The 10,658-nt window shown below is 54.2% G+C and carries 8 protein-coding genes and 1 pseudogene; 5 read left to right on the forward strand and 4 right to left on the reverse strand.

Features of this window, described 5'->3' with window-relative positions; all coding sequences use genetic code 11:
- Positions 1 to 180: 180 nt before the first annotated feature.
- A pseudogene (locus tag NB063_RS30185) lies at positions 181 to 714 on the reverse strand (DUF1559 family PulG-like putative transporter); the annotation flags it as partial.
- A 223-nt stretch (positions 715 to 937) separates the two neighbouring features.
- Here NB063_RS30185 and NB063_RS30190 point away from each other — a divergent pair.
- Both NB063_RS30190 and NB063_RS30195 read left to right on the forward strand, forming a co-directional pair.
- Positions 938 to 2,887, forward strand: coding sequence for a histidine kinase (locus NB063_RS30190; RefSeq protein ID WP_250933193.1), 1,950 nt, complete (start codon positions 938 to 940; stop codon positions 2,885 to 2,887).
- Positions 2,884 to 3,564, forward strand: coding sequence for a response regulator transcription factor (locus tag NB063_RS30195; RefSeq protein WP_322975335.1), 681 nt, complete (start codon positions 2,884 to 2,886; stop codon positions 3,562 to 3,564). Before NB063_RS30190 ends, NB063_RS30195 begins: the two co-directional genes overlap by 4 nt.
- Before the next feature lie 155 nt (positions 3,565 to 3,719).
- Here the strand turns inward: NB063_RS30195 and NB063_RS32375 are convergent, their stop codons facing one another.
- Positions 3,720 to 3,851, reverse strand: coding sequence for a hypothetical protein (locus NB063_RS32375; RefSeq protein WP_261367683.1), 132 nt, complete (start codon positions 3,849 to 3,851; stop codon positions 3,720 to 3,722).
- Between the two features lie 739 nt (positions 3,852 to 4,590).
- Here NB063_RS32375 and NB063_RS30200 point away from each other — a divergent pair.
- The gene (locus tag NB063_RS30200; protein WP_250933197.1) at positions 4,591 to 5,544 is read left to right on the forward strand and encodes a TolB family protein; all 954 of its coding nucleotides are present in this window, start codon (positions 4,591 to 4,593) and stop codon (positions 5,542 to 5,544) included.
- Between the two features lie 561 nt (positions 5,545 to 6,105).
- Here NB063_RS30200 and NB063_RS30205 read toward each other — a convergent pair.
- Both NB063_RS30205 and NB063_RS30210 read right to left on the reverse strand, forming a co-directional pair.
- Positions 6,106 to 7,794 (reverse strand): hypothetical protein, encoded by a 1,689-nt coding sequence (locus NB063_RS30205; protein WP_250933199.1) that lies wholly within the window; start codon positions 7,792 to 7,794, stop codon positions 6,106 to 6,108.
- A complete protein-coding gene (locus NB063_RS30210) occupies positions 7,794 to 8,354 on the reverse strand; it encodes a sigma-70 family RNA polymerase sigma factor (RefSeq protein ID WP_250933201.1) in 561 nt (186 codons plus the stop codon). Before NB063_RS30210 ends, NB063_RS30205 begins: the two co-directional genes overlap by 1 nt.
- A 459-nt stretch (positions 8,355 to 8,813) precedes the next feature.
- On the opposite strand from NB063_RS30210, the gene NB063_RS30215 reads away from it, so the two are divergent.
- Both NB063_RS30215 and NB063_RS30220 read left to right on the forward strand, forming a co-directional pair.
- Complete coding sequence (locus NB063_RS30215; protein ID WP_250933203.1) at positions 8,814 to 10,046, forward strand: DUF1559 domain-containing protein; 1,233 nt, start codon at positions 8,814 to 8,816, stop codon at positions 10,044 to 10,046.
- A gap of 182 nt (positions 10,047 to 10,228) precedes the next feature.
- The gene (locus NB063_RS30220) at positions 10,229 to 10,459 is read left to right on the forward strand and encodes a hypothetical protein (RefSeq protein WP_250933206.1); all 231 of its coding nucleotides are present in this window, start codon (positions 10,229 to 10,231) and stop codon (positions 10,457 to 10,459) included.
- Positions 10,460 to 10,658: the final 199 nt, after the last annotated feature.

Here is a 10,658-nt window from a genome sequence, read left to right on the forward strand (position 1 = left end):
TAGTGAAGTCAGTGTTTGGATGCACTGATGCCGCCACAACGCCCAGCCCAAGAAAGTACCCGCGCCGATGAAAAGAGCTCCAGCCGAAACCACAACGCCAGCCCACCTGGAGTCTTCGCCGCTGCGCCGGAAATCAAATAAGAAAATCACCAAAACTCAAATAGTTCTCGCTTGTTTAAGGCCTAGAGCGGGCAGCCCTGTTCCGGGATCGCTTGGGCAGCGCAATGCCGGCATCTCGGTCGAGAACGGAACGTATTCACGATATCTGGCGGACTCAGGCGTCGGCCCCATCGCGTAATAATCCCCTGTCGAGTTATTCGAATTGGCAGCGAATGAGTATGCCCCGTCCCCATCGGTATCGTACGGATTCGAGATAACCTCCCAAAGTGCCTGTTGCTCGAAGAACGGTGTCATTCCAACGAGAGCGGACAGCTTGTTGTAGTTCGATGCTCCCGACTCACTGCTCCAAGCATTGGCCGTTGAATTGAGAGTACCTGAGCCTTGTTGCGGAAGCTGATTGTAGGCGGAGTGGTAATTGTGCATTGCCAAGCCGATCTGCTTGAAATTGTTGCTGCAGCTCATCCGCCGGGCGGCTTCACGAGCGGCTTGGACAGCCGGAAGCAAGAGTCCCACCAAAACGCCAATAATTGCGATTACGACAAGTAGCTCCACTAGCGTGAACCCGCCCCGCCTTTGAAAACTTTGTCTCATCATCAATGCCTTTCACAAAACTGAAAAAAATCGAAGCGTCCCACAATCCTGCTGAGGCGAATCTGTTCGCCCCAACCCGGGCTTTTGTGGCTGGCTTCCACTCTATACGCTGATGCGAAGGCACTAAATCGTGTATTCGTACGATGCTTAGTGTTTACTTGTCGATCACAATAGCGGGATGGAAGGCACGCTGAGAACCATAATTTCGTTCATTCTTTGCACCGGAATGCTCGCATTCACGGTCACCGAGCACGCGACGCCGGCCGATGGTTTGAGACGGCTCTCGTTGTCGTCGCTTGAGCAGCGCCTCGCCGATGTCAACCAAAAGTTGCTCGAACTCCCCTCGCTCAGCTTACGTGGCGGAGCCGGGGCGATCGGGTTTCGATCCGTCTCCTATGGTGAGCCCGACAATCGTGTCTGGATCGAAATCCGACTCGGATCGACTCAACCGATTGACCAAATTGTTCTCGTCCCGACGATCTGGCGAGATGCGAAGTACGGATTCGTCGCCGACGGTTTCCCGCGTCAGTTCGATATCCTGATCGGAGACGACAACGATTCTGAAGGCACAGTGGTTACCCGAGTCAGGAAGGATGACGCGATTCTGCCACGAATCGCTCCGTTGGTCATCGATCTGCCGAATCCCGTCGCCGGATCATGGATACGCGTCGACGCGAGCGTGTTGTCGCGCCGTGTTTGGGATGGTCGCTTCGATCTACAGCTAGCCGAAATCCTAGCGTTCAGCGGTGAAGAGAACGTGGCACTGCACCAAAACGTGACCGTGTCCGAGGACGCCTACACAACGGTGAAGTCGCTGCAGAAGCAGTATCTGGTCGACGGATTTCTGCCCTACTTCATGGACGCCTCCGAGGGAACGCAGAGCATCGCGTATCTGTGTTCCGTCGAAAGTGGACAGGAATGTGCATTCACGTTTGACCTCAAGACCTCTTTTCCGATCGATCGGATTCATCTGCATGGGCCGGACACCAGCGACACCGTCCCGCAATCGCAACCGGCCGAATACGGCATCCCGCGAAACGTCAAAGCGTATGGTTCTGATACGCGAGATTTTCAAGACGCGAAACTTCTCTGCGAATTCAATCTGGCAACCGTCTACGACCTCGCGCCCATCATGGTGCAGCGTTTCACCCCATTTGACTGTCGATACGTTCGCCTCGTCGCATCGGACTCGGCGCGAAATGCCAGCGAACAAGAGGACATCTCGCATGTCGGGTTCGCGGAGATTGAACTGTTCGCAAATGGAACGAACGTCGCCGAAAGTGCAGAATTGGAGGTGAGCGGCATCAGCCAGACGTCTGGTCGCAAGTTATCGGCAGTCACCGATGGCAGCAACTTTTACGGCAGCATTTTGCCGACACGCGCGTGGCTGGCGGGACTGGCGAAACGTCATGATCTTGAAACGCTCCGGCCCAAAATCATGAACGAAATGCAACAACGTTACGCACATCAAACCGCCAACCTGCGACGCATGACTTGGTTGGCCGTGTTTCTGGTGGTGGCAATCGGATTCACAGTGTTGGTCACGCGAATGATTCAAATGCGTCAACTGGTTGAGATCAAAGAACGTTTCGCCGCAGATCTCCACGACGAACTCGGTGCTAATCTGCACACGATTGGATTGCTCAGCGATCTCGCCGATGATGCCAAGGAATCCCCCGACGATCTCTCAACATTTTTGCAACGCATTCGCAGCGTCACCGAACGCACTGGCGTTGCGATGCGGCACTGCACCGACATGCAAGATGCGAGCGAATTGTACGCGGGTTTTCGCACGGACATGCAGCGGACTGCCGAGAGAATTGTCGTTCATCTTGACCACGACCTGGTCGTTTCCGGCGAAACTCATCTGAATCGCTTGAAACCACGAACCCGATTCGATCTTTTTCTCTTCTACAAAGAATGCCTGGTCAACATTTGCCGACATTCTGGTGCGACACAGTTGGCAACGCATCTCGTTGCCGATGCAAATGAAGTCAAACTGACCATCAGTGACAACGGACGCGGGTTCTCGGGAACGAGCGTCAACGCGGTTCCACCTTCACTCCATCGACGCGCCAAACTGCTCGGTGCGGACATCAAGGTGGACTGCCCGCCGACCGGCGGAACCTGTGTCCAACTCACACTCCGGCCTAACCGATGGAGATTCCGCCGATGAACACTCCCACCGCCCATCCGCACGCGATCCGTGTGATGATCATCGAAGATCATCCGGACTACCGGGACGTCGTTGAAATTGCATTAAAGCGAGACGATGACTTTGAATTGATCGGCACGTACGGGGCCGTCGAAGTCGCGCAACGAAGTTTGCAGAACCGTGACGACCGAAACATGCCTGACGTGATTCTGCTGGATCTTAACCTGCCCGGCATTAGCGGCCTGGATGCGATTCCGTCTTTTGAAAAGCTGTATCCCAACGCGAAGATCATCGCCTTGACACAGTCCGAACAGGAAGCAGACGTGGTTCGCGCAATTTCTCTCGGTGCCGCAGGCTATCTCTTAAAATCCGCAACCGTGACTGACATCAAGACGGCGATCCGCGGCGTAATGACGGGCGAAGCAACATTGGACTCGCGGGTCGCGAAGTATGTACTCACCGCACTCCGGGCATCGCAATCGGTGGAACCGATTGAAGGACACCTGACGCCACGTGAATTGGAGGTGCTGGAGTTGCTGGCCGATGGCTTGACCAAGAAAGAGATCGCTCGTTCGCTGCAACTCAGCACGAGTACCATCAGCACTCATGTTGTCCACGTTTTTGAAAAGCTAAAGGTACCTAACGCGCCTGCCGCGATTGCCAAGGCGTTTCGAAGTGGGTTATTCCGCTCTCGCTAAACCAGAGCCCACCTTCGACTCAAGAGCATGGTTCGACAGGGCTCAACGACGGAACTTCCGGAAGCAGGCGGCTTCGGCCTTTCGCGGGGACGCTCGGGAAGAATTTACTCGCCAAGTGTCTCACACATCCTCCCTGAACCATTCATTGGTAGCCATCAAACGAAGGTGCGAACCATCAGATCACCTCCCCTCGATTCCTGCACGATCGCAGTGTGGCCGAACGCTCCGCGGTCGGTATAACCATCGACAATCAGAACAACCACCAGACGCGGCGTGTTCGGGTTCATGATCTACCGACCGCGGAGCGTTCGGCCACCATTGATGTCACCCATCTTGCGTCCTCGGAGGGTGAGTTGATTGAACTCTCCCTCCCTGCGCCGGTCCATTGTAACGCTGCTAGAATTCCTCGATCACTTCTTTCCCCTTGCGGGTACCCATCCCTGGCTTCGATGGCAATGCACGCTGTCGAACGGACCGGTTTTTCAATTTATTGATCGGGCAAAGCACCTCAGCGTACCCTGGTGAAATTCCATTCTTCGAGCACAAAGGGGGGACACGGACGCGAAGAAAACAGCACGCAAACGATTTCTCGGTCGTCCGCCGACGACAGCGAGTTTTGGCGATCGCCGTAACCTAGCGGTGCATGCTCTCAAATCGACAGCGATCGCAACCCGATTGCCTCGGGTTGGCCTGTTACGCGCTCGAGGTGTTTTCGATATCGAATTGTTCGGCGCCACCCACCTGATGATTGCTTGGATGGGGTCTCATTGCCGTCGGGCGAGCAGAAATATGAATGCCTCCGCTATCATCTTCCCATTGTGGTAGGAACATCGGATATAACGACTTAAGAAATCAAATCGACACGTGCTGGCGGCGGGTCTGCCTATCGGCGGACGCTCGGCACCTGACTTCGCTCCTCTTTCGATGCAGAAAACGCTAATGTTCCTCAGTACAATCATGCGGCGTCTTTACACTCTTTCACTCGTCACTGTTTTTTTCGGATTATCGTGCCTATCGGCACAGGACTTGACTGCTACTGAAGACGGACGACTGGACCAATCACAAACTTTGGATCAAGTAGGCGGCGTGGAAGGCCAGGCATCCGCACAACCCACGGTGGCCGCCAGCAACCCGAAAGGGACCGCGATCTATCGACTCAGCTGCCTCGGTGGAACGTGTTCACAGCTTTGCGTGACGCCTGTGTCGCGTGCCGGATCCCCCAGTCTTTCTCCTGACGGCACGAAGGTTGCCTTTGACGGATGGCAAACCCACGAAGGCGAGCGTGTGAGCGACTCACACGTCTACTCGTTTGAGCTAAGCAATGCACAGCAGATCAAAGATCTCGGGCCCGGTGCCATGCCTAGCTGGTCCTTGGACGGGGAGCGGATCACGTATTCGCGGTACGATGGTTATCGCGTCTCGATCATGGATGCCGGCGGAACCGAACTGGAGACGCTCGATCTTAATGGCTGGTCGTCCGAATGGTCTCCCGATGGAACCATGATTGCTTACACCACGCGGGCGACCGGATACTCGGACATCGTTGTTTACGACGTAAGCACGAAAAACAAATACACGCTGTTTTCAAACGAGCAGCTCGAGTTCATCAAATGGGGAATCACTTGGTCACCTGATTCGCGACGACTATGCGTCTTGGCGCATGACCAGAGAGGCGAGACACAACTTGTCGTGGTGCATGTGGATGGCGAAGTGCGGGAACGCCGAATCATCAGCTCTCAAATGTCACCGGAATTCATAGAAACCGTCGAGACCCCCATCGCCTGGGGCGGCGACGGAACACACGTAATCTTCGAGGCAAAGGACCCGGACACGAAAAAAGAACGTCTCTACAAGCTCAATGTTGACGGAGACTCACCCCCAGCTCCGGTACAAGGACTTCCAGAGGACCTCAACTGCTCAGAACCCTTCTGGCATCGAGACGGCACGATCTTGTTCGTCGGTAGCCAAGACCCAATGTAAGGGTCATTCGTATCAGGTCTTTCGCCGCGTATCACAACGGCCATACGAGTGGTCACGCTTATAGATTGAATCGGTTTGGTGCCCCAAGATTGGCACCAAACCTTCGCCCTGATTGTGGGCGAACGCTCCGCGGTCGCATTGCCTAGAACCGACCGCGGAGCGTTCGGCCACTCTTTTCAATTCTGTTCGGTACGATCCACCTAACAAATCTCTCACGAGCACGTTAACCGAGTGTAAGACTGACGCTTCGGTGTGCTGACACTCGGTATGACAGTGGAATAAGTGTTCGGGCAATTCGATTCGTATGACTTTGCCGGAGTCGAGGCGGCAAGACGCTCACCGATGTGGCCGAGGCCGAGCCTCAGCAGCAGCCTTTGCGAACGCCAACGCGATACTGGATTGCGCTGACGTTCACGTGGGTTTGTACCCCACAGAAAAATGCTCAAGTAAGAAGACGGCGGCAGCGGACTCGCCTCAGCCGGTTGAATGACGCCATTTCATGATAGATGGATGGTAGCAAGCTTCGTCGACATCTCGGCACCCAACCTCGCGGAAGGGACCTCATAGGTCGAGTCTCAAGACGGGGTCAATCAACACCACGTGATCGAAGCCATCGAACGAATCGGCATCCGTAGAAATCAAGGTCAAGAAGCGGTCTGTCGGTTGGAGATCGACTGACAATTCGAGTTCGCCGTCCGCACGGGTGAAGTCCAACCGACTGGCACGCAACTTACCGTCGACGAACACGCGAAAGTCCGCGCTAAAGCGGTTGGCGTTAAGCCATTCGGTCGCATCGGCGTCCTTGATCTTGGAATTATCCAAATTGGCAACGATCCCCGAAAATTGCCTGGGAGTTCCGCCGAGTTGTCGCACTTCTCGCAAATCAACGGAGAAGCCCACATTGGCGTGCATGCCGATCATGCCTATTTCACTCTTGCTGAGTCGCTCCATCACCACGTCGAGCGTAAGCGTTCCCCAGAAGTCTTCAACACGGTAGTTAAGATTGCTGCCATTGATCTTTCGACGGGCCCAGATCGGGCCCCAAGTTCTTCCTTGCGATTCGGGTAGGTCAACTCGGTTGCTCATCGAATCAATGTCGAGGTCGACACCATCATTCCAAGGAATGAAAACACTGTCGATGAAGGGATGCCATGCTGTTACCTGCAAGCCCGCGGAATAACGGTGTCCTGGCCCGTCTTCGTCCAGCCACGGTCGCCGATCGGGCTCTCCCGAGTCAGGTGCAATCACGCCGGAAAGGTTAACATGATTGGGCGAGGTGGCGCAAAAGACATCGACGAGACTGATCAGACTGGGATCAGAGTGAGGGTCGCTAGGGAACTCCCGAATGTAGGAACCGGTGTTCTCCAATTCCGCATGTTCGATCGCGCCGTGGCGGTCAACTCGCGCCGACATGCCTTGAGTCAATGATACCGACGAAGTGGCCCCATCGCCGGAATGCTCTGATCGAACCTCCACTTCACCATCGAAGACGTGGACATTCGTTTCGGCTGTTTCGCTCAACGACACGCCGAGCTCGGTACCCAGATCAATGACGGTGGCGGTGGGGGTCATCAGGTGGAATCGGTCGCCGTCGACACGTCCAGTGATCCGCCCTTCTTCGAGTCGCCCAGAATTGGCGCCACTGGTTACGAAGACACATGGGCCGTGAAGAATAATCTTGGCAGCCGAGTAATACTCCAATTCGACGAGCCCCTGACGAACGTCGATGCTATCGCCTTCCACCGTGCGAAGTAGGAATTCGCTTTCGCTGGCCCCCTTCCCCCAAACCACCCCAGGAGAAATTTTCGTGATCCGGGCAATGTAGTTAGTGGACGCCTCTCGGACCTGGCCCTGTAGTCCATCTCCCAACTTAACGCGTTGCTCCAGTAGTGTCCCAGTCTCCTGCAATTGGGTCGCATGGCGGAGCGAGACGACCAATAGAATAGATGCCGCCAAGGTCAATATTACAGCGAGTTGTCGCCCCCCGCCTGACAAACCTAAAAACCCTGCACCCTTTGTTACCGAATCTTGCCCGGGCGAACGCAATTCAACAGGGGCGTATGCAATGGACTTCTCCATGCTCTCGACGGTGGACAAGTTGGTCAAGGCTTGCGACATTGCAACTACCTTGAGGTACTCATCTCGTGCCTCATCGTCGTTGCGAATCGTTTCCTGTAGTTGTTCAAACTCGGCAGGAGAAACGGTTTCATCAACGGTGCGATAGATCAATCGTCGAATTTTGTCATTCATCAAGTGCAATCCTCTAGCATTCGGCGTTTAACGCACTGCAGCAAAATCGTGCGTAACCTGTCAATCCTGTAGTAGAGTTGTCTGACTTGCTTTCCGGTCTTTCTCGCGACGTCGGCGACTGACTCTCCTGGGCGATGCACGCTTAAAAGCAGACTCCGTGACGATTCGTCCATCTCTGAAAGGCAATTCTGGATCGCGTCAGTGCGTTCTTGAAATTGTTCCACTTGATCGTTTGCACCTGTCGCTAAGCGTTCAATGACATCAACGTGAAAAACCAGTTTGTCGCGTGAGTAATCCCTTTTTCGACTGAGGACTTTAAAACGAGCGATCGCACAAGCCCAACGGAGAAATTGATTGACACCTTTGAGTTCGGGATCCTGTCGAAAAGTTGCGAACTTTTTCCAGCATTCGAGCATGGTTTCCTGATAGACGTCGTCGACGCCATCATTGGTGGGCATCAACGAACGCACATAGAGACGAATCGCCCTGTCGTTTTGCGATACCAACTTGACAAAGTTCTGGTTTCGTTGCTCTTCCTCGCTCAAACACTTCGATGGCATTACGTCCTCCATTTAGTATTTTCCCGATCGGTGTCAAATTACCACACCGAAATCGGAAAAATGCAACTTTCCGAGCTCGATTCGCACACGAAAGTCCAGCGAAAGATTCGGAGACCGTGAGGCAGATGCAATCGCATTACCCCTCTGCCCTTCATTCTGCTTGGGGCACGACATCGTCTCGCGTGCGTTCCCCGCTGAGTTTAATGACTACCGCCTGCCAATGCGACGAGAAGACGACACCGTCCTTCCCCTCTACACCGTCTCTCGTGTTTGATTGAGCGAGAGTTGTTTTGAGGACCTAAGTTCGCGATTGAAATCTATTGAGGAGACCAACAAAAATATCGAAAAACTTTGTCGGAAATCTTTGTAGATCGCCCGCGACCGTGAATTGTTTGTTTAGCCCCCCTCATGCGGATTAAGGGGGGAGGAAAACATTTTTAATTATGTGAGGGAGATCTGATGAAGAGAGTCTATACGAGGCGTGAGTCTGGGTTCACGTTGGTGGAGTTGCTGGTTGTGATCGCCATTATCGGTGTTCTTGTCGGCCTCTTGTTACCCGCGGTTCAAGCCGCACGCGAGGCTGCTCGCCGGATGAGCTGCAGTAACAATTTCAAGCAACTCGGATTAGGAATCCACAACTACCACAGTGCTTACAACCAGTTACCTACGCATGGCACAGGGACAATCGATCCCGGTGTTGCAAAATGGTGGGACGCTCGAGACCAGTCCAATAACCGAAACCTCAGCATGTTGGTTGGCATCCTCCCGTTTGTTGAGCAACAAGCAGTCTGGGAGCAAATTTCCAATCCCATGAACGTCGACGCGTTGGGAAATTCTCCACCCGATCCGTCCGCGTTGCCAGGACTCAACGGCGGCCCGTTTACTCCGATGGGTCCCGCACCAGACGAAATATTGTACGCTCCATGGGCAACAAAAATCCCAACGCTTCGCTGTCCAAGCGACCCAGGAAGTGGTTTGCCGGCTCTCGGTAGAACGAACTACGCTGCGTGCACTGGAGATTCCGACGGCGGATCTGCGCAAGGGTCTCGAGAACAAAACGGTCAACCTGAAACCGGGGCAGGAAGTCCCAGCATGGCAGAAGTCAATCGCGCCCAATTCCGTGGTGTCTTCGTCGGGCAAAAGGTGATGCGGTTCCGGGACATCCTCGATGGTTTAGCTAACACCATCGCCATGGGTGAGATCGCAACCGATCTGGGTGACAACGACAAACGAACCATCGCGCCGGACAAAGGATGGCACAATTTGACGGACTCGCCGCAAGATTACTGCCAGCAGTTTGTCTCCTCTGAGCGTCCTCAGTTTTGGGATAGCCCCGGATACAGTGACCCCAGTGCAGGCCGAGGATATCGATGGGCGTCCTCCCGCCCAATGTTCACGCAGTGCATGACGATTCTGCCACCAAACCGTGAAATCTGCACGTCAAACAACCCCTATGATCAGATGAACGCGACGATGTCCAGTCGTCACCAAGGCGGTTGTCACGTTCTGTTGGCTGACGGTGCGGTTAAGTTTGTTACCGACTCCATTGAGGCAGGCAACTCGAGCAACCGTTGTGTCAATTGGTGGGGCAGAACGTGGAAGAACAACGTACCAGGCGATAAGAGCCCATTCGGCCTGTGGGGTGCTTTGGGGACTCGTGCGGCGAAGGAAGTGATCGAAGCGGAATTCTAGTCTGCTCGCTTATTAATTCGACACAGGAGCTTGACTCCTGTGTCTGTCTCTCTTCAAAAGAAATTCAGTACACACTTCGTTGACTGATGGTCAGATTAGATTCCGCACTGGCAAGCTTGGCTTGCGGCACAGTGGACCGGATGCGTTTGCCATTCTGTTCAACCTAACCAAAAGGATTCGCGATGCGACAGATAATTGTAGGAACGCTACTGGCAGCAGGACTGGCTGTGGCCGGTTGCGGGGAGAGTCAACCCAGCAATCTGGTTAAAGATGCTGATCCGCAGGACATCAAGGCATACATGGAAATGCAAGACAAGGCGAAAGAAGCAATGGCGGAAGGTGCCGCCTTGGAATCCCAAGCGATGAAAGATATGTCCACGGAAGCCAGAAAAGGGCCGCCGAAGGAGGAATAGGATCGGCTTAAGTCGCCTTTTTGTGCAAACAAGAATAGGAGAATGGAGGCAATTTGTTTGCATTGCAGCGAACCTTCCTCCCGGGCAACAATCCTACGTCGGCAGCGGCAGAGATCTTTCTGCACATCGCACGGTGCAGGTTCGCGGGAGTCGATGTGCTAAGCAGGTACGTAGAAGTGATTCGGTATAACGACAATTC

This window comes from Aporhodopirellula aestuarii, assembly GCF_023701485.1.
Lineage (GTDB): Bacteria > Planctomycetota > Planctomycetia > Pirellulales > Pirellulaceae > Rhodopirellula > Rhodopirellula aestuarii.